General features: G+C 62.5%; 15 protein-coding genes. 12 read left to right on the forward strand and 3 right to left on the reverse strand.

Annotation, left to right across the window (positions count from 1 at the left end; all coding sequences use genetic code 11):
• Window positions 1-90: 90 nt before the first annotated feature.
• Window positions 91-1,074: an acrylyl-CoA reductase (NADPH) gene (gene acuI / locus OH720_RS18050; protein WP_272602287.1), complete on the reverse strand. Its 984-nt coding sequence runs from the start codon at window positions 1,072-1,074 to the stop codon at window positions 91-93.
• A 173-nt stretch (window positions 1,075-1,247) separates the two neighbouring features.
• On the opposite strand from acuI, the gene OH720_RS18055 reads away from it, so the two are divergent.
• From OH720_RS18055 to OH720_RS18090, 8 genes are all read left to right on the forward strand, one after another.
• The gene (locus tag OH720_RS18055; protein WP_272602288.1) at window positions 1,248-2,312 is read left to right on the forward strand and encodes an NAD(P)H-dependent flavin oxidoreductase; all 1,065 of its coding nucleotides are present in this window, start codon (window positions 1,248-1,250) and stop codon (window positions 2,310-2,312) included.
• Between the two features lie 121 nt (window positions 2,313-2,433).
• Window positions 2,434-3,192: a molybdate ABC transporter substrate-binding protein gene (gene modA / locus OH720_RS18060; RefSeq protein WP_272602289.1), complete on the forward strand. Its 759-nt coding sequence runs from the start codon at window positions 2,434-2,436 to the stop codon at window positions 3,190-3,192.
• Window positions 3,193-3,873: a molybdate ABC transporter permease subunit gene (modB, locus tag OH720_RS18065; protein ID WP_272602290.1), complete on the forward strand. Its 681-nt coding sequence runs from the start codon at window positions 3,193-3,195 to the stop codon at window positions 3,871-3,873.
• A 3-nt stretch (window positions 3,874-3,876) separates the two neighbouring features.
• A complete protein-coding gene (gene modC / locus OH720_RS18070) occupies window positions 3,877-4,956 on the forward strand; it encodes a molybdenum ABC transporter ATP-binding protein (protein WP_272602291.1) in 1,080 nt (359 codons plus the stop codon).
• A 76-nt stretch (window positions 4,957-5,032) separates the two neighbouring features.
• The gene (locus OH720_RS18075) at window positions 5,033-6,052 is read left to right on the forward strand and encodes a DNA topoisomerase IB (protein WP_272602292.1); all 1,020 of its coding nucleotides are present in this window, start codon (window positions 5,033-5,035) and stop codon (window positions 6,050-6,052) included.
• Between the two features lie 72 nt (window positions 6,053-6,124).
• A complete protein-coding gene (locus OH720_RS18080; protein ID WP_008055684.1) occupies window positions 6,125-6,346 on the forward strand; it encodes a hypothetical protein in 222 nt (73 codons plus the stop codon).
• Window positions 6,347-6,476: 130 nt separating this feature from the next.
• On the forward strand, window positions 6,477-6,707 hold the full coding sequence (locus OH720_RS18085) for a hypothetical protein (RefSeq protein WP_008055683.1): 231 nt from the start codon (window positions 6,477-6,479) through the stop codon (window positions 6,705-6,707).
• A gap of 195 nt (window positions 6,708-6,902) precedes the next feature.
• Window positions 6,903-7,187 (forward strand): hypothetical protein, encoded by a 285-nt coding sequence (locus tag OH720_RS18090; RefSeq protein WP_272602293.1) that lies wholly within the window; start codon window positions 6,903-6,905, stop codon window positions 7,185-7,187.
• A gap of 44 nt (window positions 7,188-7,231) precedes the next feature.
• On the opposite strand, the gene OH720_RS18095 is transcribed toward OH720_RS18090, so the two are convergent.
• Window positions 7,232-7,873, reverse strand: coding sequence for a TetR/AcrR family transcriptional regulator (locus OH720_RS18095; RefSeq protein WP_272602294.1), 642 nt, complete (start codon window positions 7,871-7,873; stop codon window positions 7,232-7,234).
• A gap of 179 nt (window positions 7,874-8,052) precedes the next feature.
• On the opposite strand from OH720_RS18095, the gene OH720_RS18100 reads away from it, so the two are divergent.
• A complete protein-coding gene (locus OH720_RS18100) occupies window positions 8,053-8,889 on the forward strand; it encodes an NAD(P)H-binding protein (RefSeq protein ID WP_272602295.1) in 837 nt (278 codons plus the stop codon).
• A gap of 93 nt (window positions 8,890-8,982) precedes the next feature.
• Window positions 8,983-9,192: a hypothetical protein gene (locus tag OH720_RS18105; RefSeq protein WP_008055678.1), complete on the forward strand. Its 210-nt coding sequence runs from the start codon at window positions 8,983-8,985 to the stop codon at window positions 9,190-9,192.
• An 822-nt stretch (window positions 9,193-10,014) separates the two neighbouring features.
• Here the strand turns inward: OH720_RS18105 and OH720_RS18110 are convergent.
• Complete coding sequence (locus OH720_RS18110; protein ID WP_272602296.1) at window positions 10,015-10,788, reverse strand: ParA family protein; 774 nt, start codon at window positions 10,786-10,788, stop codon at window positions 10,015-10,017.
• Between the two features lie 245 nt (window positions 10,789-11,033).
• On the opposite strand from OH720_RS18110, the gene OH720_RS18115 reads away from it, so the two are divergent.
• Complete coding sequence (locus tag OH720_RS18115; protein WP_272602297.1) at window positions 11,034-12,533, forward strand: lytic transglycosylase F; 1,500 nt, start codon at window positions 11,034-11,036, stop codon at window positions 12,531-12,533.
• Between the two features lie 150 nt (window positions 12,534-12,683).
• Window positions 12,684-24,014: a VCBS domain-containing protein gene (locus OH720_RS18120; RefSeq protein ID WP_272602298.1), complete on the forward strand. Its 11,331-nt coding sequence runs from the start codon at window positions 12,684-12,686 to the stop codon at window positions 24,012-24,014.
• Window positions 24,015-24,027 lie beyond the last annotated feature (13 nt).

The raw sequence follows: 24,027 nt of genomic DNA on the forward strand, positions 1-24,027 counted from the left end.
GCTGGGCACCTGACACCCCTCGGTGCTCTCAGGTTCATCGCGAGCAGGCTCGCTCCTACATTAGATCGCGTACAGCCGCGCGAGGCCTGTTCAGCGATTCACATCCACCACCACCCGCCCCCGCAACTGCCCGGCCAACAATCGCGGCGCCGCCTCGATCGCCTCACTCAAACCGATTTCATGGCTGATCAGTGGCAACAAGTCGAAGTCCAGGTCCTTGGCCAAGCGCCCCCAGGCCTCCACACGCCTGGCTTTCGGCTGGGTCACGCTGTTGATCCCCGCCAGGGTCACGCCGCGCAGGATAAAGGGCGCCACAGAGGCCGGGAAGTCCATACCCTGGGCCAAACCACAGGCGGCGACCGTACCTTCGGAACGGGTACTGGCACAGGCATTGGCCAAGGTGTGGCTACCCACGGAGTCGATGACCGCCGCCCACCGCTCCTTGGCCAGCGGCTTGCCGGGCTCAGACAAGGTAGCGCGGTCAATGATCTCGCTGGCACCCAGTTGCTTAAGGTATTCGTGCTCCGACAAGCGCCCCGTGGAAGCGACCACCCGATAGCCGAGTTTACTCAGCAACGCGATGGCGAAACTGCCCACGCCACCGTTGGCCCCGGTGACCAGAACCTCGCCTTGGTCGGGCGTCACACCGTTGCGCTCCAGCGCCATGATGCACAGCATCGCCGTATAACCTGCCGTGCCGATGGCCATGGCCTGGGCTTCGGTGAAGGTCTCGGGCAGCGCAATCAGCCACTCGCCCTTGAGCCGCGCCTTTTGCGCCAGACCGCCCCAATGCCCTTCGCCCACGCCCCAGCCATTAAGCAGGACTTTGTCACCAACCTTGTAGTCCGGATGCGTGCTGACCTCGACGGTCCCCGCCAGGTCGATCCCCGGCACCATCGGGAATTTGCGCACCACCGGGCTGCTGCCGGTGATCGCCAGGCCATCCTTGAAATTCAGCGTGCTGTACGCCACACGTACCGTCACGTCGCCCTCGGGCAGCTGGTCCTCGTTGATCTGTTGCAGTGTGGCCTGGTAACCGCTTTCGTTTTTATCGATCAAAATACCTTGGAACATCGCTGCCTCCTGGTGAGATCACCTGTTGTGGTGCTATTTAAATACCATTTCGCAAAAAATTACCGTATACGACTTTAAGCCAATTCGCCTGCGGCAAACATGACTGGCATAACCTCAGGGATTGCTGCTACAAATCGAGCCTCGCCCGGTTCCAACGTCGGAGTACAACTGAAATGAGCCAATGGCCAGATACGCGCATCCTTGACCTGCTCGGGATCGAACTGCCAATCATCCAGGCCCCCATGGCCGGCGCCACCACCGCTGCCATGGTCATTGCAGCGAGCAACGCCGGCGGTCTCGGCTCGATGCCTGCGGCCATGCTGAGCGTCGAGCAGTTGCGTGAAGCGCTCAAGGACATTCGCCAGCACAGCCAGCGCCCGATCAACGTCAATTTCTTCTGCCATCAACCGCCGGCGGTCGACGAGCAACGCGCCCAGGACTGGAAGAACCTGCTGCAGCCCTACTATCACGAGCTGGGTGTCGACTTCGATGCGCCGACACCGGTGTCCAATCGCGCGCCGTTCGATCAGGCCGCCTGCGAAGTGGTCGAGGAGTTGCGCCCCGAGGTGGTGAGCTTTCACTTTGGCCTGCCGGAAAAATCCCTGCTGGATCGGGTCAAGGCCACCGGGGCAAAAGTGCTGTCCTCGGCCACTACCGTCGAAGAGGCCATCTGGCTCGAGCAGCATGGCTGCGACGCGATCATCGCCATGGGCTATGAAGCGGGCGGGCACCGGGGCATGTTCCTCAGTGATGACCTGAGCAGCCAGGTCGGCACCTTCGCCCTGGTGCCCCAGGTGGTCGATGCCGTGAACGTGCCGGTGATTGCCGCCGGCGGCATTGCCGATGCACGGGGGGTGGCGGCAGCGTTCATGCTGGGCGCCTCGGCGGTGCAAGTGGGCACGGCGTACCTGTTCACGCCAGAGGCCAAGGTCAGCGCCTCGCATCACCAGGCATTGCGCACCGCCCGGGAAAGCGAGACCGCGCTCACCAACATTTTCACCGGTCGCCCGGCACGGGGGATTCTCAATCGGGTGATGCGCGAGCTCGGGCCGATGAGCAGCCAGGCACCGCACTTCCCCCTCGCGGGCGGTGCTTTGCTGCCGTTGCGCGCCAAGGGCGAGGCAGACTTCAGCAATCTCTGGGCCGGACAGGCATTCACCCTCGGCGTCGAGTCGGGCACCGCCGAACTGACCCGGCGCCTGGCCGAGGAAGGGTTGGCGAAGTTGCTGCAGCGCTGACCCTCGTGGCGGCCAGCAACGGTTGGCGCTGCAACACATTCCGTTTAGCGGCATTTCGCTATATATTCAGATATATAACGAATCACCCTCTTGCAACACTTGCCTGTGACGGAGCCGTTTCATGACCATTCGTGCCTCACGTTTTGCCCCCACCTGCCTGCTCGCCGTGTTCGCCTTTGGCTCTGCCCAGGCGGACGAAGTCCAGGTCGCTGTCGCTGCCAACTTCACCGCGCCGATCCAGGCCATCGCCGCTGATTTCGAGAAGGACACCGGGCACAAGCTGGTCACGGCCTTCGGTGCAACCGGCCAGTTCTACACCCAGATCAAGAATGGCGCGCCATTCGAAGTGTTCCTCTCGGCAGACGACACCACGCCGCAAAAACTTGAGGCCGAAGGCGACACCGTCAAGGGCTCACGCTTCACCTACGCCGTCGGCACGCTGGCGCTGTGGTCGGCCAAGGAAGGCTACGTCGACGCCAAGGGCAAAGTGCTGGGCGACAACCAGTATCAGCATCTGTCCATTGCCAACCCGAAAGCCGCGCCCTATGGCCTGGCGGCGACCCAAGTGCTGGCCAAAGAAGGCCTGACCGACAAGGTCAAGGACAAGATCGTCGAAGGCCAGAACATCACCCAGGCCTACCAGTTCGTGTCCACCGGCAATGCCGAACTCGGTTTCGTTGCCTTGTCGCAGATCTACAAGGACGGCAAGATCACCAGCGGTTCGGCTTGGATCGTCCCGGCCAACTTGCACGACCCGATCAAACAGGACGCGGTGATCCTCAACAAGGGCAAGGACAACCCGGCCGCCAAGGCACTGGTTGAATACCTCAAGGGGCCAAAAGCCGCCGCCATCATCAAGTCCTACGGTTACCAGATCTAAATGTCGCTCTCGAGTGCCGACTTTTCCGCCATCTGGCTGACCCTGAAACTGGCGTCCCTGACGACCGTCATCCTGTTGCTGGTCGGCACTCCGCTGGCGTTATGGCTCTCGCGCACCCAATCCTGGTTGCGCGGCCCGGTCGGGGCGATCGTCGCCCTGCCCCTGGTGCTGCCGCCCACGGTGATTGGTTTCTATCTGTTGCTGGCGCTCGGCCCCCACGGGTTTGTCGGCCAGTTCACCCAATCCCTGGGGCTGGGCACCCTTACCTTCAGTTTCGCAGGCTTGGTGATCGGTTCGGTGCTGTACTCGATGCCGTTCGTGGTCCAGCCGCTGCAAAACGCTTTTTCCGCCATTGGCAGCCGCCCGCTGGAAGTGGCCGCGACCCTGCGTGCCGGTCCCTGGGACACATTTTTCAGCGTCACCCTGCCCCTGGCCCGACCCGGTTTCATCACCGCGTCCATCCTCGGCTTTGCCCACACCGTCGGCGAATTCGGCGTGGTGCTGATGATCGGCGGCAACATCCCCGACAAGACCCGGGTGGTCTCGGTGCAGATCTACGATCACGTCGAAGCCATGGAATATGCCCAGGCCCACTGGCTGGCCGGGGTCATGCTGGTGTTCTCTTTTGCGGTGTTGCTGGCGCTGTACTCCAGCCGTAAAACCAAAGCGGGCTGGAGCTGATCGATGATTCAAATGCGCTTGAAGCTGAGTTATCCGGGGTTCGCCCTCGATGTCGATTTGCAGTTGCCCGGCCGTGGGGTGACGGCGCTGTTCGGGCACTCCGGTTCTGGCAAGACCACTTGCCTGCGCTGCATCGCCGGGCTGGAACGGGCCGACGAGGGATTTATCCAGGTCAACGAGCAGCTGTGGCAAGACAGCGCCAAGGGGATTTTCGTCCCACCGCACAAGCGCGCACTGGGTTACGTGTTTCAGGAAGCCAGCCTGTTCCCTCATCTGTCGGTGCTGGCCAACCTGCAATTCGGCCTCAAGCGCATCCCCAAACCCCAGCGCCGGGTTGACATGGCACACGCAACCGAGCTGCTGGGCATCAGTCATCTGCTCGACCGGCATCCGCAGCACCTTTCCGGCGGCGAACGCCAGCGCGTCGGCATGGCACGCGCCCTGCTCACCAGCCCGACACTGCTGTTGATGGACGAACCCCTGGCAGCGCTGGACGCACAACGCAAAAGCGAGATCCTGCCTTACCTGCAACGCCTGCACGATGAGCTGGACATCCCGGTGCTCTATGTCAGCCACTCCCAGGATGAAGTCGCTCAACTGGCCGACCACATCGTCCTGCTCAGCGACGGCAAGGCACTGGCCAGCGGCCCCATCGGCCAGACCCTGGCACGCCTGGACTTGCCCCTGGCGCTGGGTGACGACGCCGGCGTTGTGATCCAGGGGCATGTCGCTGCCTATGACGCCCATTACCAGTTGTTGACGCTACAACTGCCCGATACCGACCTGAACATTCGCGTGACGCACACGCCGATGGCCGCGGGCCAGGCGTTGCGATGCAAGGTCCAGGCGCGGGATGTCAGCCTCAGCCTGCAAGGCGATTACCAAAGCAGCATCCTCAATCGCCTGCCAGTCACGGTGGTCAGTGAAATGCCTGCCGACAACAGCGCCCATGTGCTGGTGCGCCTGGACGCCGAGGGCAGCCCTTTGCTGGCGCGTATCACCCGCTATTCGCGGGACCACTTGCACCTGCACCCGGGCCAGCGACTCTGGGCGCAGATCAAGGCCGTGGCCGTGCTGGCATAACGGCGCGGGCACGACTGGCGCGGCGCGGGGTCAATGGCTGTAACGGCCCCCCGATCCCTCGCCCAGGACAATCGCCATGCCCGATGCACTGCCCCGTGACCTGCATTACGTCGATGACACCCAACCGGGCATCACCCGTCGGAAACTGCGCGGCAAATTCTGTTATTTCGACCCCACTGGCCAGCGCATCGTCGACCCGCAGGAAATTCAGCGCATCAATGCCCTGGCGGTGCCGCCGGCCTACACCGACGTGTGGATCTGCACCGACCCGCGCGGTCACCTGCAAGCCACCGGCCGCGACGCCCGCGGGCGCAAGCAGTACCGCTACCACCCGCGCTGGCGCGAGGTGCGCGACAGCGACAAATACTCGCGCCTGCGGGATTTCGGCCTGGCCCTGCCAAAGTTGCGCAAACAACTGGAAGCCTTGCTGGAGGCACCGGGCTTGAGCCGCGACAAGGTCATGGCCACCGTTATCACCTTGCTCGACGCGACGCTGATCCGCGTCGGCAATACCCAGTACGCGCGAGACAACCGCTCCTACGGCCTGACCACCCTGCGCAACCGGCATGTGGAGGTCAACGGCAGCGCAATCCTGTTCCAGTTTCGCGGCAAGAGTGGCGTCGAACATCAAATCACCGTAAAGGACCGGCGACTGGCGCGGATCATCAAGCGCTGCCAGGAGATTCCCGGGCAAAACCTGTTTCAGTACCTCGATGAAAACGGTGAGCGACACACCATCACGTCCGCCGACGTCAACACCTACCTGCAAACCCTGACCGGCGCCGACTTCACCGCCAAGGATTACCGCACCTGGGCCGGCAGCGTCCTGGCCCTGGCCGTGTTGCGCGAGCTGGAGTGGCAACCCGAATCACAGGCCAAACAGCACGTGGTGGCGATGGTCAAGGACGTTGCCAGGCAGTTGGGCAACACCCCGGCAGTCTGCCGCAAGTGCTACATCCACCCGGCGGTGCTCGAGGGTTTTGTGCTCGGCGCCCTGGCGCAACTGCCAAGGCCGAGGGTGCGTAAAGGCCTGCGGGCGGAGGAAGTCGGGCTGGCGATGCTGCTGGAGAAAATGGCCGTTGAGCCGACGAACTGACCTGCCTATTTTTTGCACGATTGCAAATGGCTTCTATAGTTGATCTGTACGCCAATCAGCTGCGGTGAAGCCATGGAAGACATTTTCGTCGTCAAGCGCTGCAACAAGATCATCATCCATGGACGCCGGGCTGGAGAAACCGTACATCAACCCGCTGAAGCCGCCGTCTGGTACCGCATCGCCGATACCCGCACCAACGGTTTCATCGGTGACGGCTACGATCTTGAACGTGATGCCCAACGCATATGCCAACAGCTCAATGCCCGGTCGCAAATGACGGTCCGGCAAGGCTGACGAACATCCGCCAAGCGGTTACGGGTCTATACTGAAAAGGCTGAAGGATCGGCGCCACATCGGTAGAAAGCTCGCTTGCGGCGGGCTTTTTACTGCCAATCTTCAGGTTTTCTCAATGGAGGTGTTCCCGATGTCCGAAAAAGAGTCCATCACCACCCTGCTCACCCTGCTCGACTCCCGTCAGGTTCGCCTGGCTGCCGCGTGCAAGGAAATCGCCGACTGGGTCGATCATCAAGGCGGACACCCGACTGCGCTCAGAATTCGTGATCGCCTGAACGACATCGAAAAGGATACGCCGCTGATCCGCAATACACTGTCGTCGCTCAAGCCAGTCGACCCACCGCTGCCACGGTTCAGATGAGCATCTGGATACCGATGACAGACACCACCTGACGCGGGACGCATGACCGGCGACGCTATCGTCACCGCGTGTGTGTCTGTCTGATTCCTGCCCCCAACCCAGCCTGGCGCTGGGATTTTTTTTGCGCCCGCAAGTGGCGAACATCACTGAAGCAGGGTTGTCCAACGATTACTTCGTCATGAAGGAGGCGTTCTGATGGTCATCCACTTCAAAGTCAGCGGGCACCTGGCCTGCGGTCACAAGGGCAGCAACCTCACCTCCACCCGGGAACTGAATCGGGTGAAATGCAGAAGCTGTCGAAACACCGACGCTTATAAAGAGGCGCGAAAAACCGAACGCAACGCTGCACGCCGCGCCGCCCGCAAGGCCAAGACCGTTCAGGTGGTCAATGACTGGCGCCAGGCCTGGACCGAGCGGCTCACCGCCATGGCCGGACTGCAACGGTTGCCACGGGGTTTTCACGGGCAGGCCTTTGTCTAGCGACAACAGGATTGGGTCGAATCTGTTGGCCCAATCCTTACTGGTTATTGACGCACCAGGCCGAGGATTTCGTGCAGCGACATGCGCTTGAAAGCCTCCACCAACCGGCGACCTTCCTCAGGCCCGGATGAAACCGCCAGCCTCATGGTCGCCTCTCCCAGGTGCCAGATCAAAAATGCCGAATCCGCCAGGCGCTGCATGTCGGCGCCTGGCGCTACCCGCTGCATAGCTTGGGCGAGCATGGCGCCGGCGATACGACTCTCTTGCAGTTCCAGCTGGAGCAATTGCTTGTCGGCCTGCATGCCGGACCAGATATCGCGCATTGCCGGCGTTGCCAGGACAATCTCGTAATACTGATCGAGCAGCGCCGTATAGGCCGCTTGCAACCCTTGCACATCTTCGACCGTTGCCAGCGCCGCCTCGATACAATCACGGCTCTGGGCGTTATAGCGTTCGGCCAAGGTGCGAACGATCGAGCTTTTGTCGGGAAAGTACTGATAAAGCGAGCCAATCGAAATCTGCGACAGCCCGGCGATTTCACTCATCTTCACCTGATCGCTGCCTTTGCTCGTTATCAACTCCGTGGCCACGGCAAGAATTCGCTCCTGACGTTCACGGCTGCGTTGTTGCGCAGGGACCCGTCGATTCGGCGCTTGCTGGGGCACTTCAGTGGTGTGGTCCGGCACGTGGCTGCCTCCCCGATCAATAACATGACAATCACTCACCTTAGCATTGTGCGCAGTCGGACCCAACAGGTCGCGTCCATACGTCGGTTTTGCGCTTCGGCCGGTTGACGGGAAAATATGAGGGTTTATCATCTTTTAAACGTGAGTACCACTCACATTATTCATTGGAGATGAACGCGATGAAAACCTCTCAAGAGCCCATCCTGATTCTCGGCGCAACGGGCAAAACCGGTCGGCGCATCGTTCAACGTTTGCAAGCACTCGACTTGCCCGTTCGCCAGGGTTGCCGAGGGGCGAACCCGGCCTTTGACTGGGACGATCGATCGACCTGGGCCGCGGTGCTCGAAGGTGTCCACTCGGCCTACATCTGCTATCAACCCGACCTTGCGGTACCAGGCGCCCTGGAGAGCATTCAGGCATTCACCGACCAGGCCGTTGAACTGGGCGTGCGCAAGTTGGTGTTGTTGTCGGGGCGCGGGGAGATCGAGGCGCAACAGGCCGAAAGCGTGGTGCGCAACAGTGGTGTCGACTGGACCCTGCTGAGGGCCAGCTGGTTCTGCCAGAACTTCAGCGAAGCGCACTTTCTCGAGCCGCTCCTGCAAGGCGAACTGGCCCTGCCCGTCGGCCCTGTCGCGGAGCCATTTGTCGACGCAGAGGACATTGCCGACGTCGCCGTCGCGGCACTGACCCAACCCGGTCACTCAGGTCAGCTCTATGAATTGACCGGGCCACGGGCGCTGACGTTCGCCGAGGCGGTTGCCGAGATTGGCCGCGCAGCAAACCGCGACATCGGGTTCATCTCTGTGCCGGCCGATGAGTATCGCCAGGCGTTGGAACAGCAACAGCTTGAGCGTCCGCTGATCGACCTGGTCATGTACCTGTTCACCACCGTACTCGATGGCCGCAACACAGCGCTCGGCGATGGCGTGCAACGAGCACTGGGGCGGCCGCCGCGGGACTTTCGTGACTACGTCCGGCGTACCGCTGCAGCCGGTGCATGGGCTTGTCCGATGTGAGGCATTGGCAACAATGGCCTTCCTCGGCTAGGGTCACTTTGCGTATCGAACCGAGGCGTTTTGATTGGCAGAAATCAACTCAAGGAGGAACCGATGTCATCCACGCGTAATGCCGAACAAACCTATCGCCAGTGGTCCAGCCCGATCCTGCTTGAACTCAAGGAGCGAGAGCACCAGATGTCCCCGTCAGAGCGGGAGGCACTGCAAAACATTCTGCTGGAAAGAAGGCTGATCAATGTCGGCAACCCGAACGGCAGTGATCGGCGCAAGGCGGATTTGGGCGGTGAGGATAAACAGGAATAGCGCGGGGGCCTGACCCTTTTTTTGGCGTACATATCCATTGGTGCGGTAACGGCCACTTAGGGTTTCGCCCTTACGGCGACTCACTTTTTCAAACGCCAAAAAGTAAGCAAAAGGCTTTGCCCCACCACTCGGTGCCTCGCTAGGGCTCGGCATGCCCTCTCTCCGGCATTGCTCCGTGGGTCGCCGCGATGGGCCATCCTTGGCCCAGCGCGGCTAAACCGGCGTCCTGCCGGTTTCCCCACTGCGCAATGCCTGCGTTCGGCCATCGTGGTTTAACGGGGCACCCAGATCCAAAGCCAAAGCGAGGCGGCCTTAAAGCCGACCTGATCTTTTCCAGACACCCCAATCCCCTGTAGGAGCCAGCGGTGCGGCGATCCGACTTGCCGGCGAACCAGGCGCCGCGGTGTATCTGTTGTACCGCGTTATCGTTCTTCGCCGGCAAGCCTGGCTCCTACAGGAGGAACGCGTACAGCTACCAATTAGGTCGGCTGTCAGGCCGCCTCGCTTTGGCTGTTGATTTGGCTTTTGATTTTCTTGCCCCATCGAGAGGCCGAGTGGAGGTTCTGCGCAGTGGGTAAACCGGCATGGATGCCGGTTTAGCCGCGCTGGGCCAAGGATGGCCCATCGCGGCGGGCCCACGGAGCAGGACCGGAGCGAGGGCATGCCGAGCATTAGCGAGGCACCGAACGCCAGGGGCAAGAGCCCTTGGTTACTTGGGGCTCTTCCAAGTGACTCGCCGTAAGGGCGAAACCCTAAGTGGCCGTTACCGCAGGAATGGATATACACCCAATCCAAATATGCACCTATGTGCGGAGAACTCACCTAAGCCGCTCGCTCTAAAGCATCCAGCAAATTGGCAAACTCCAGCGAAAGCTTATGTCGAGGAGCCAAATGAACAAGCGGAACCGACACTTCATGAGACTCGCGCATCTTGACCGAGCTGCTCAGGTAAACCGGTAGCAGAGGCAGCCCTTCGGCCAACAGCTCATCCACCAGATGCTGGTGCAAACCGGTATACCCGGAGAACTGATTGACCACCACCCCTTCCACCGTCAGTGACTCATTGTGATCAAGTCGCAGCTCTTCCACCTGCGCGATGACGCGATACAGCGCCTGGCGAGAAAACTTGTCGCAATCGAACGGAATCAGCAATCTGTCCGCCGCCACCAAGGCGCTGAAGGTGTAGAAATTCAACGACGGCGGTGTGTCGATGTAAATGCGCTCATAGTCCTCGGACAGTTCCACCAGCAGCTTGCGCAGCTTGTTGACCTTGTACTTGCTCTCGAGTTTTGACTGCAGGTCTGACAACTCCGGGCTGGCGGTCACCAGGTCGAGATTGGCGTAAGGCGTGCCGGTGATGTTCACGCGGTGCTTCCTGCCCTCGAAACCGCCGGACAAGGTCTGCTTGAAAAAATCGGCGATGCCCGCAGGAATGTCCTCGTTCATCAGGCCGGTGAGGTAGTGAGTCGAATTGGCCTGGGGATCGAGATCAACCAGCAGCGTCCGGTAGCCTTCGGCAGCACTCACGGCGGCGAGGTTGCAGGCAATGCTGGATTTTCCAACACCGCCTTTCTGATTGAATACGACACGACGCATGGGACTTGCTCATCCATGAAAAAGGCCAAAGGCCAACTGAAGGAAAGTGTAAGAAGCCGTGTCAATTGTATGACCGGAACATGACAGTTTTACGACAGTGACCGCGCAAGCCCCGGATTAGAGCGATGGACTGATACAAAGAACCCTGCTGAGCAAACGAACGTTGTTGATCCATGCGGTAAAAGCCCAACCACTAGCCATACTGGCATGTAACCCCGATCTCCCTGCCCTGTCGGTGAGTGAACATGCGCAATGTATGGAGTCACTGTCGTAAATTAGCCCTGATGCTCTTGCTGTGTGGGCTCAACGCAGCCCTGGCACAACCCCAACCCGAACTGCCTGCCGTCGAACTGACACCCGCTGAAGAAGCCGAAGTGCAGAAACTGGTGTTGCCGGTTCTGCCGGACTGGGTCGGCGATTTCGAGGGCATGCGCGAGCGCCGGTTGATCCGGGTGCTGGTGCCCTACAGCAAAACCTTTTTCGAACTCGATCGCGGACGCCAACGCGGCCTCAGCTATGAACTTGGCAAGGGGCTGGAAGCCTGGCTGAACAAGACACAGCCCTACGGGAAAAAATCCATGCAATGGCGGGTGATGTTCATCCCTACCCCGCGCAACGAGTTGATGCCCAAGCTGATGAAGGGTGTTGGCGACATTGCCGCCGGCGGGCTGACCGTGACCGAGGCGCGTCTCAAGGACGTGGATTTCGCCGACCCGTTCGCCGTGAACATCCCGGAAATCCTGGTCACCGCCCCAGGAAGCAAACCCCTGGCAAAACTGGAAGACCTGTCCGGCCTGGAAATCACCGTGCGCGCCTCCAGCAGCTATTACGAGCACCTGCAGGCGCTGAGCGCCTCCTTCAAGGAGCAAGGCCTGGCGCCCATCGACCTGAAAGCCGCCGATGAAAACCTGGAGTCCGAAGACCTGCTGCAAATGGTCAATGCCGGGTTGCTCAAGGCCACGGTGGTGGATCGCTACATCGCGAAAATCTGGGCACCGCTGTACATCGACATGCAGATTCACGACGACATTGTCGTGCATGACAACTCCGAATTTGCCTGGGCCATCCGCAAGGACAGCCCGCAGCTGAAGGAACAACTCGCCGGCTTCGTGAAGACCCACAAGATCGGCACTACGTTCGGTAACAGCCTGCGCACCAAGTACGTCACCAACAGCAGCAAGCGCGTGCTCAATGCCACGTCGGAAGAGGAGATGAAGAAATTCCAGGACATGGTCGAGATCTTCAACCGCCACGCCAGCACCTATGATTTCGATCACCTGATGCTCATGGCCCAGGGTTTCCAGGAGTCGCAACTCAACCAGCAAGCCCGCAGCCCCAGAGGCGCGGTGGGCGTGATGCAACTGCTGCCGACAACCGCCAGGGACCCCGCCGTGGGCATCGGCGGCATCGACAAGAGCGCCGACAAAAACATCGAGGCCGGCAGCAAGTACATGCGCCTGCTCGCGGACAAGTACCTGAACGACCCGCAATTGAACCAGATGAACAAAACCCTGATGACCTTCGCCGCCTACAACGCCGGGCCCGGCAACCTGCGCAAGTTCCGCGCACTGGCAGAAAAGTCCAATCTGGACAAAAACGTCTGGTTTGGTAATGTTGAACAAGCGGCGGCGCAAGTGGTGGGCCGGGAGACCGTGGATTACGTCGGCAACATCTACAAGTACTACGTGGCGTACAAGCTTGTAGAGGAAAAATCCGCCTCAAACCCTGCAAAACTGCCTCAATGATGGCAAGTGGCTTCTTCGCCGAAAGTCTGAAAGCCGCTTAAATAGCTGCTTTCAGCCTGGATTCCTCAAAATATGGATCTACGCTAATCGTGTCCAATAGTGGGCTTTTTGTACAAGGGATTGGTTCAACGCAGGTTGAGGATTTCCACTATGTCAGTAACACCGCGTCTTTTTTCCGGCCTTCACTTGCGCCCGCAACGCCAGGCTCTGGCCCTGGAGCCAAGGATTCTATTCGACGGTGCAGCGGCTTCGGCCGCCGCCGACCAGCATCACAGTGATCCGGCGGAAACCGCACACCCGGCCACCGACCCCGCTGCCACACCCGCTTCCCCGACCGAAGGCCGGCCCGCCACGGAGCAGGCGCCTTCCGCTGCGCGCACCCTGCTGGTGCTCGACAGCCGCATCGAAAACCGCGAACAACTGTTGGCGCAACTGCCCGCCAATGTCACGGCTATCGTGGTCAACGTAGGCCAGGATGGCCTGGCAGCGATCTCCGCGGCACTGGCTCAATTGGGCAAGGTCGACTCGATCCAGGTGCTGTCCCACGGCGCTGCCGGGCAATTCACCCTGGGCAACCGGACGATCACTTCCGACAACGTCGACCAGCTCGGCCAGACCCTCGAACAATGGCGCAACAACCTGACCCAGGGCGCCGACATCCAGCTCTACGGTTGTGACATCGGCGCAGGGGCCGCGGGTAAAACCCTGGTCACCGAGCTGGCACGCTGGACCGGTGCCGACGTGGCCGCCTCGAACAACGACACCGGCAACAGCGCGGCGGGCGGCGACTGGACCCTGGAAACCAGAGTCGGTGACATCGACAAGCTCATCGCCCTCAGCAGCACCGCCATCGCCAGCTTCGAGGGCTTGCTGGCCGATGCCGCGCCCACCGTGACCCTGCCCGCAGGCGGCGCCGACGTCCTGCTGGGCGACCGTTTCAATTTCACCGTCGACTTCAGCAACAATTCAGGCCAGGAAGGTTATGCGCCGTTCCTGACCCTGTTCATGCCCACCAGTGGCAAGGACGGCGACGATGGCGTGAGTTTCATATCCGCCAGCTACCTGGGGCAAAACCTGGTCACCCACGTGGTGGTGTTCGACGCCGCGGGTAACGCCACCCACCCCATTGCAAAGGACGCCAGCGGCAACTTCCTGACCATCAACGCCGCCGCGTTCGGCATGCAGCCTGGCGATCAACTGGTGGTCATCGAGCTTCCCTTCGCCAGCGTCTCCACCGACCAGCCGGTGATCTCGGTCCAAGTCAGCGCCAGCCTGAGCAATCTGGCCGACACCAACTTCTCCAATGGCAGCCCGGACCTGACCATTCGCGCCAGCGGCGGCTTTCAGTTCGGTAACGATGCACTGGACAACCCCTTCGACGACCCGGCCCTGATTCAGGCCGGTACGCTGCCCTTTATCGTGCACCCGACCGTCATCACCTTCGACGAGACCCTCACCACACCCGAGGGCGAAACCGCTACCGGCCCGAACTACAGCCGCACCCTGACAGTGACCGTAACCCCCGCACCGGGCCAGACGCTGAACCATGTCATCGTCACCCAGCCGCTGCCGGACAACATCCAGGTCACGGCCATCACCCCCGGTGCTGGCGGGCGCCTGACCTCGATCACCCTGCATGACGGCACCGTGGTCACCGACCCTACCGCCATCGCCACGCTGATTGCGTCCGACGCCGTGTTCATCAATTCCTTTACCGTCGAATACGACAGCCTGACCGCCGCGACCAATACCCAGGTGGCGTTCTACGTGCCGGAAGTCGACGCCAATGGCCAGGCGATCATCAACCCGGTCACCGGCGATGACGTGACCATCACCCTCGGCGCGCCAACGGCCAGCGGTCAATGGACGCCACTGGACCCGCGTGATGTTACGGCGCCCAATACCACCATCGATTTTTCCGGCACCGGCCAGCCCACCGATTTTGTCGCCAAGTCCATTACCCTGCTCAAACAGGTGACCTTGCAGACGGACATCGGCCAGACCGGCATCACCCCCGGCGACACGCTGCAATACACCCTGAACCTGGCGATCTCCGACTACTTCGCCTTCGGCAAGGATTTCTTCAACGAAGGCCAACTGATCATTCGCGACCAGCTCAGCGACGGGCAAGCCCTCAGCGGTACACCCACGCTGACCGTCACCCTCGCTGGCGTGCCGCAAACCATTGCCTTGGCGACGTCGGTGGCGCCTAACCCCGACGGCACCACCTCGATGGTCTTCGACATCGCCAAATCGCTACGCGATGCCTTCTCCAATATTCGTGGCTGGCTTAATGGTGACCTGGCCTTTGACGATCGCCTGGAAGGCGCGGTGCTGGCGGTGCTCAGCTATTCGGCGATTGTCGGCCAGACCTACAAGCCGCCATCGGGCAACCCCCACAGCGAAATCAACGAAGGCGACGAACTGGGCAACACGGCCGAGGTCGACGGCACGCTGCTGCAAGACATTTTCAACCTGACCGGGCAAAGCGAAACCGACGGTTCGACGACCACCAGCGTGATCCCGACCAACACCGTCGACATCAAGATCGTCGAGGTCAATGACGGCACGCCGCCAGCCAGCGGTGAGTTGCGACCCGGTGATGAAGTCACCTTCGAACTGAGCTACGACCTGGTGACCGGTGACTACGAGCAGTTCAAGCTCACCGCTTACCTGCCGCTGCCGTTGTTCGATGTGAGCGGTGTGGCCTGGGCCATAGGCGGCGATCCCGGCCAATGGCAAATCGGCCCCGGCAACACCAATACCGGTGGCGTGCTCACGGTCACCAGCGGTGCCGGCAACTCGATCACCTTCGACTTCGGCAGCTTCGTCACCGCCGACACCACCGGCAGCCGCATCGTCGTGCGTTTCACCATCCGGGTCGGCAACCAGCCTTTCGCCGATCAGCGCTCGCTGGATGTGCTGGCGCAATCGAGCCAGCAAACCACCCTCACCGACCGCACGCTGATTTCCTCGGATGTGGTGGCCATCGTGTCGATCGCCGAACCGGTGCTGGCGATCAAGCATGGCGTGGTGTCGGGCACCAACGGTACGGTCAGCAACACCACCGGCAGCTGGAACCCACCTGGCACCACCGGGGTGCCGTTCAATGGCAGCGTGACCGACCTCACCGCGGTGGATGGCAACATCACCGGCATCGATGGCGGCGACACCCTGCGCATGGTCACGGCCATCGAAAATACCGGCGGTGGCGGCGCGTTCGACGTCAGCACCAGCATTGCCCTGCCCACTGGCCTGAGTTTCGTCGGTGGCAGCCTGGCCGCCGCTAACCTGCAAATATTCCGCGGCGACGGTACCGCGCTGGTGCTCGGCGTCGACTACAGCGTCACTGGCAACCAGATCACCTTCCTCGATGCCGGTGGCCAGGCCACCCTGCTCGCCGGTCGCAATGGCACCGCCGCCGACACCAGCGGCGCCAATGTGGTGGTGATCAGTTACGACGTGGTCGTCAGTTCAACCATCGAAGCCAGCCGCAGCCTGCAAAGCACCGCCACCCTGAGCAATTACGCCAGCGTCAACAACGGCAGCGATTTCACCCCTACCGACCTGACCGATCTGGCCAGCCAACAAGTGGCCGCGCCAGTGATCAGCAAAGTGTTCGCCGACGGCACCCTGGACAACGGCGACTCCAGCGCCAGCCACACCACCGGCGCAGACCTGGTGATCGGCGAAAGCATGCGCTACGACATCGTCGTCACCCTGCCCGAAGGCAGCACGCAAACCCTGCGCATCGAAGACCTGATCCCGCCGGGCATGCGCCTGGACACCAGCTTCAACGGTGGGCTGGGTTACCAGATCATCACTACCCGCACCGGTAGCGGCGCGCTGGGCGCCGATTTTGTCGGCAGCATCGTGGTCAGCGGGTTTGCCGGCCAGGGCGGAACCCTGGGCGGCGATGGCGTCGATGCGCGCTGGACCTTCAGCGTGTCCGGCGCCACCGCCGACAACCAGACCGGCAACAACAGCTTCGTGATTCGCCTGCAACTGGTGGCCAACAACGTGCTGACCAACCAGGCCAACAAGGCCCTGCAGAACAGCGCACAACTGCTGTTCAGCGACCCGGACAGCGACACGCCCAACGGCACCGTGGCGGTGGACCGCACCGTCGCCCTCACCGGTGGCCAACCCACCGTGACCGTGCGCGAGCCGACCTTGGCGGTCACGCAGGTCTTGACCTCGACCTCGGGCCTGGGCGGTTACGACCAGGGCGATACGGTGACCTTCACCATCACCCTGAGCAATGGCGCCGGCGGCAGCGACTTCAACGCCTTCGACATCAGTTTCCTCGACAACCTGCCGACCCAGTTGAGCAACATCACCCTGACGGGCGTGCTGTACCAGAACGGCGCGACCAACAACGGCGGGATCGATTTCGAAATCGTCAACGGCCAGTTGCGCACCGCCAACGGCGCCAACATCGACATCGCCAAGGGCGGCAGCATCGTCTTGAGCCTGTCGGGTGTGGTGAATGCCACGGCGGCGTCCCAGTCAAACTTCGCCAACCTGGCGACCGTGCAATGGACCAGCCTCGACGGCACCCAGGGCGGCGAACGGACCGGTGTCGACGGGCTGCTCAATGGCGGCACGCTCAACGACTATCGCAACGCCTCGACCCTGATCGTGCCGGTGGCCCAGGCGATCCAGATTTCCCGGGTCGGCGGCCTGCCCGACACCGCAGCGCCGGCACCGACCACGGCGCCGGTGGAAGCGGTCACCATCGGCGAAGTGATCCGTTACCGCGTGGTGGTACTGGTGCCGGAAGGCAACAACCCCAACTACCAGGTGCAGATCACCCTGGCCAACGGCCTGCAATTCATCTCCCCGGATGCCTTGGTCAACGCCCTGCGCATCGGCTTCATCGCCGACGGTGGCCTGACCAGCGATGTCAACCTGATCGTCGGCGGCACCCTGAACATCAGCGGCAACGAGAACAGCCCGCAAGCCTTGCCGATCACCCCCGACCTGCTCGGCCTGAGCCCCACTGGCGTGTTCGACCCCAGCCGACTGACCGTGGTCACCAACCTCGACGGCAGCCAAACGATTACGTTCAACCTCGGCAACGTGGTCAACGGCGGCGGTACGGACGCCGACCTCGAAGGCGTGGTGCTGGAATTCAACGTGCGCGTCACCAACCAGGCGAGCAACGTCGCCGGCGCCCAGTTGGGTGCGAGCGCTCGGGAGATCGTCAACGGCGCGGGCCGCGCGGCCAGCAATACGCTTGTCGAGCGCATCGTCGAACCGAGCTTCAATGGCCTGGACAAACAGGTGGTGGGCTTCAACCCGAATCCAACAGGCAGCACCGGTACCGCCACGGTGCAACTGAGCTTCGCCCAGAACGGCGGCCTGCCGGCGTTCGACGCCCAGGTCAGCGACAGCTTCGCCAGCGGCAGCAACTACACGCTGGTCAGCGTCACCATTAATGGCACCACCTTCGGCCCGGGTAATTTGCCCGCGGGGGTCACCTTCAGCACAACCGGTGGCGTGAGCGTCAATTTCGATCAACTGGATGTCGGCGCCCAGGTTCAGGTGCGATACCAGGTCACCCTGCCCAACGACTCGGTGATCGCCAGCAGCAACGCCACGCTGACCTGGAGCAGCCTGCCCGAAGACTTCACCAGTTGGGGCGGCAACAGCGTCGGAACCGACGGCGCCATCGATGGCGAGCGCACCGGCAGCACGGTCGGACCGAACCAGTACATCCTGCGCGACAACGCAGGGCTCGGGGTGATCACCGGCACCTTGTGGAATGACACGGCCTCGGCCGACGCCAGCACCGTCCCGGATGGCCCCGGCCTCGCCGGGCAGACCGTGACCCTGACCTGGGCCGGGGCCGACGGGCAACTCGGCACCACCGCCGACAACCTGACTTTCAGCACCGTGACCGACGCCAACGGCCAGTACCGCTTCGGCGTCCTGCCCCTGGGCGTGTTCCGCATCGACGCGCCCGCCGGGCGGGTCAGCTACCCGCAACCGCTGGGCGATCTGCGCGTGCGCATCGATAGCGACGGCGCCACCCTCGGGCAGATCACCATCACCCTGGGCGATGCCGATACCCAGGCGGCCAACGCAGGTTATGTCGAGCAAAACGATGCGCCGGTCAACACCCTGCCCGGCAACCAGCAAGGGCTGGAGGATGTCACGCTGAACATCGGTGGCATCAGCGTGGCGGATATCGACGTCGATCGTGATCCGAACGTGGCTGGGCGCAACATCAGCGTGACCTTGAGCGTGCTGCACGGCACCTTGTCCCTGGGCACTGCGCTGCCAGGGGTGAGCGTCACCGGCGCCAACTCCGACAGACTCACCCTCAGCGGCACCCTGGCCGACGTCAACACCGTGTTGGCCAGCCTGCGCTACCTGGGCAACGCCAACTTCAACGGCACCGACACCCTGACCGTGGTCAGCAACGACCAGGGCAATTTCGGTGACGCCAATAACGACGGCACGCCGGGCACTCTCGCCGACGCACTGACCGACACCGATACCCTGCAAATCATCCTGGCCCCGGTCAATGACCCACCGATCGGCGTCAACGACAGCGCCACCGCCGTGGAAGCCGGCGGCACCAACAACAACGTGATCGGCGTCGACCCCACCGGCCAGTTGCTGACCAACGACACCGATGTGGACATCGCCACCAACGCCGATCAACTGCATGTGGTGTCCGTGGCCTCGGTCAACGGTTCCGGGGTACAAACGCCGATTGTCGGTGTGCTGGCTATCAACGGCCAATATGGCCAACTGCTGGTCGGCAGCAACGGCGCCTACCAATACATCGTCAACAACAGCAATCCACTGGTCCAGGCCTTGCGCCTGTCCGGCCAGACCCTGACCGACAGTTTCGACTACGTGCTGAGCGACCTGGCCGGCGCCACCGACATCGCCAGGCTGACCGTGACCATTCAAGGCGCCAACGACACCCCGGTGGGCGTCGACGATAACGGCACCGCGATCGAAGCCGGTGGCGTGTTCAACGGCACGCCAGGCAGCGATGCCGTGGGCAATGTTCTGGCCAACGACACAGACGTGGACAGCGTGGCCAATGGCGAGACCAAAACCGTCACCGCCATTCGGCCAGTGCCGGAAGCAGGCTCCGGCACGATCACGCCGGTCACCGGCCCTACCGCCGTCGCCGGCCTGTACGGCACGCTGACCATCAACCCCGATGGCAGTTATCGCTACGTGCTGGACAACAACAACGTCACCGTGCAGCGCCTGAGTGCCGGCGATCAATTGATCGAGTTCTTCAGCTACCGGGTAACCGACGCCGGCGGCCTCAATGATGTCGCACAATTGCGCATCGTCATCCAGGGCGCCAACGACAACCCGGTGGCCAGCAACGATTTCGCCGACGCCCAGGCCGCTTCCACCAACGGCAACGCCGCCGAGAGCAACCCGACCGGCAACGTCATCCTGTTCCCCAGTCGTCCGGTTGCCGTCGACAACGGCATCGACCAGGACGTCGATGCGGCCGACCGGCCCAGCGAACAGTTGCAGGTCAATGGCGTGATCAACAAAAGCGAGGCCACCTACGACCCGCTCAATGACGTGCTCAACGGTGTCACCGCCGGCAGCACCCAGGCCAATGGCACGGTGATCGCGGGTTTGTACGGCACCTTGCGCATCGGCGCCGACGGCTCGTTTTTCTACGATGTCGACAGCACCAACGCCGCGGTGCAGGCCCTGACCGCTGGCCAGACGCTGACCGAGTACTTCACCTATCGCGTGGTCGATACCGCCGGGCTGACCGACACCGCGCAACTGCAGATCACCGTACGCGGCGTCAACGACCCGCCCGTGGCGCAGAACGTCATTTCCATCGCCACCGAACGGGGCGGCGTCAACAACACCACGCCAGGTGTCGACCCCGTGGGTGATGCAACGGCCACGGCGTTCGATCCCGACGGCGACCCACTGACCGTCACGTTCATTCGGGCCGGCGCCGAAGGCACGCCTGGAACCCCTGTACCGGTGGTCGCGGGCGGCACGGTGGTCATCGGTGTGTACGGCACCCTGACCATCAATCCCGACGGCAGCTACAGCTATGCCCTCGATAACAACAACCCGGACGTCCAGGCGTTGCGCCGCAATACCGACCTGCTGCTCGAACGCTTCACCTACACCATCAGCGATGGGGTGAACCCGACCCCGGAAACCGACACCGCCGAAATCATCGTACTGATCCGCGGCCAGAACGATAATCCGGTGGCCAGAGATGACGGCACCATCCCGAATATTACGACAACGGCCATCGAAGCCGGCGGCGTCAACAACAACCTGCCCGGCCGCGACCCGATCGGGGATGTGCTGACCAACGACAGCGACGTCGACAGCGTGGCCAACGGCGAGACCCGCGCGGTGGCCTCCGTGCGCACCGGTATCGAGAACTCGGCGGGCACCGCCGGAACCCTCGGCGCCGAACTGCGCGGCACCTACGGCTGGCTTACGCTCAATGCCGACGGCAGATACGTCTACCGGCTGGACAACAGCATGCCGGCGGTCCAGGCCTTGCGTGCCGGCAACACCCTCGCCGACAGCTTCAACTACAACGTGATCGACGCCAGCGGCGCCCAGGACACCGCGACCCTGACCATCACCATCGAGGGCGCCAACGACGCGCCTGTTGCGCAGAACGATGCCAACACCGCCATCGAAGCCGGTGGTTTGAACAATGCCATCCCGGGGATCAACCCCAGCGGCAACGTGTTGAGCAACGACAGCGACGTCGACGGTAATGGCGAAGCTTTCAGCGTGGTCGGTGTTCGCCAGGGCGCATCCGTCGGTGTGATCGGCTCCGGTTTGACCGGCGCCTTTGGCACCCTGACCCTCGGTGCCAACGGCAACTACAGCTACGTGCTCGACAACAGCAACCCGCAGGTCCAGGCCTTGCGCACCATCGCTGATGTGCTGAGAGAAACCTTCACCTACCAGATCCGCGACCTGGCCGGCGCCACCAGCACCGCAACCCTGACCATCATCATTCGCGGCACCAATGACAACCCGTTGGCGGTCGATAACAGCATTGTGGGCGTTGAAGCCGGCGGCACCTTCAACGCCTCGCCGGGGCTCAACCCCAGCGGCAGTGTGCTGAGCAACGACACCGACGTCGATGCCAACGACAGCAAGGCCGTCACCGACATTCGCGGCGGCACCGAAGCGGCGGGCGGCACCTTCACCACGGTCGCCACCAGCCAGACCCTCAACGGTTTGTACGGCACCCTGACCATCGCCGCCAACGGCACCTACAGCTACGTGATCAACAACAACCTGGCCGCGGTCCAGGCCCTCAAGCCCGGCGATTCGCTGGTGGAAACCTTCACCTACCGCATGCGCGACACCGCGGGCGCCACCGACATCGCGCAACTCAATATCCGCATCGACGGCGCCTGGGATGCACCGGTGGCAACCAATGACGTGGCGGTCGCCGTGGCCGACAATGGCGCAGGCAACAGCATCAATCCAACCCGCAACGTGCTGCCCAACGACACCGATGTCGACCAGGGCGATGTGCTGCACGTCAGCGGCATCCGCTTCGGCACCGAAGCGGCGGGCGGTGCGCTGGATGCGGTGAATGCCGGCACCGACAACACCAACGGCACGCTGGTCAACGGCCAGTTCGGCCAATTGATCATCGGCGCCGACGGCAACTACACCTACATCGTCGATACCAGCAACCCGACCATCCTGTCCCTTGGGCCGCTGCAATTTCTCGATGAACACTTCACCTACCGCGTCACCGACCTTGGCGGGCAAAGCGACCTGGCGGAAATTCACATCATCATCCGTGGGCGCAATGACAAACCGGTCGCCAATACCGATGCCGGTACCGCGGTGGAAGCCGGCGGCCTGAACAACGCGCAGGCCGGCGTCAACCCCGGTGGCAACGTGATCGGCAATGACACCGACCTTGAGGGCGACACCCTCACCGTCACGGCCCTGCACACCGGCGGCCTGAACGAAACCGGCACTGCAGGCGTCGTGGGTACGGCATTGCGCGGGCAATACGGCACGTTGATCCTGCTGCCCGATGGCGCCTGGCGCTATGACCTCGACAACAACCTGGCCGAGGTCCAGGCCCTGCGGATCAGCGGCCAGACCCTGACCGACCTGTTCACCTACACCCTGAGCGATGTCTTCGGCGCCTCTTCGAGCGCCGAACTGCAAATCACCGTCGACGGGCGCAACGACAACCCCATCGCCCAGGATGATGGCAGCACCGCCCTGGAAGCCGGCGGCGTCAACAACGGCACCCCCGGCAGCAATGCCACCGGCAACGTGCTGGCCAACGACAGCGACGTCGACAGCGTGGCCAACGGCGAGACCAAGCAGGTACTGAGCGTCAGCACCCAAAACGGCCAGAGCAGCAACGCAGGGCAAGTGCTGGTCGGCCTTTACGGGCAACTGACCCTCAACGCCGACGGCAGCTACACCTATGTGATCGACAACAACAATGCGCAGGTCCAGGCCCTGCGCACCGCCGCCAATACCCTCAGCGAAACCTTCACCTATCGCATGAGCGACACCTTTGGCGCGACCTCGGATGCGCGCTTGACCATCGTGATCCAGGGCGCCAACGATGCACCGGTGGCGCAGAACGACAGCGCCGTCGCCAGCGATCAGGTACCGGCACCGCAAGCCACTGGCAATGTCTTGCCCAACGACAGCGACGTGGATGCCAACGATGGCTTGCAAGTGGTTGCCGTGCGCACCGGCAGCGAAACCGGCACCGGCACCGCAGGCGTGATCGGCCAGCCGATCCGTGGCCTCTATGGCACGTTGACCCTCAACGCGGATGGCAGCTACACCTATACCATCGACCAGAGCAACCCCGCGGTGCTGGCCGCCGCCGGACTGGGCCAGGTGCTGCAGGATGTCTTCACCTACACCGTCAGCGACATCAACGGCGCCACCGACCAGGCCGAACTGGTGATCGCCCTGGACATCGCCACGCCGTTCATCCCGGCACCGCAGGGCAACTTCTTCGACCGCGATCCGAACGACCGTAACGCCAATTTGCGCCTGCCCGATCCGACACCTGCGATCTTCATCACTCCGGTGGTGGAGCGCGAAGCCCGGCTGCTCGAAATCTCGACCTGGGGCGCGGGGGGTTCCAACCTGCGCCTCGCCAGTGTGGGCGAATTCACCAGCGATTCGCTGGGCGCGGGACTGGGCATCGTCCCCGGCCAGTTCGTGGCCCAGGCCGTGCGTGAAAGTCGCCGGGAAAGCGACCTGGACCTGCTGTGGATTCTCGGACGCCAGGGCCGCACCAGCCTGAGCGCCGATGGCCTGTTGAGCGATCCGTCGCTGTTCACCATCGACAGCGCCCACATGACCCAGGGCCCGGCGCAAGCGGAGAAACCGGCCGAACCGCGCCAGGCCCGGGGCTTCAGCGCCCAGTTACGCAATGCCGCCAACCGGCTGTACCCGGTCAATCGTGAACCCGAAAATCCGTCGAACTGAATAAGAACCGGTA

It is taken from the genome of Pseudomonas sp. WJP1 (genome assembly GCF_028471945.1).
Taxonomy (GTDB): Bacteria; Pseudomonadota; Gammaproteobacteria; order Pseudomonadales; family Pseudomonadaceae; genus Aquipseudomonas.